The following is a 309-nucleotide window of genomic DNA, read 5'->3' as shown; positions in this document are numbered from 1 at the left end:
CGGCCGTGGCGCGGGTGCTGGAACCGAAGGTGGCGGGACTGGACGTGCTGCTCGCGTGCCTGGCGCAGGATGCGCCGCGCTTTTGCGTGCTGTTCTCGTCGGTCTCGGCGCTGCTGCCGGCGCTGGCAGCGGGGCAGAGCGACTATGCGATGGCCAACGCCTACATGGATTACGTGGCCGAGGCGCAGCAGGCGGGCTTCGCGCTGCAGAGCATCCAGTGGCCCAGCTGGAAAGAGACGGGCTTTGGCGAGATTGGCAGCGCGGCGTATGCGCGCAGCGGCCTGCTGTCGCATACGGATGCGGAAGGCC

At 69.3% G+C, this 309-nt stretch carries 1 protein-coding gene; it reads left to right on the top strand.

The annotated features are described in order from the left end of the window. Positions 1 to 309, top strand: a 309-nt coding sequence (locus tag ACZ92H_RS29650; protein ID WP_465051997.1) for a KR domain-containing protein, incomplete at both ends; no start/stop codon positions are given.

The organism is Janthinobacterium foliorum (genome assembly GCF_978021625.1).
Note: the sequence above shows the minus strand (reverse complement) of the source record. Positions and strands in the feature narration are given on the sequence as shown.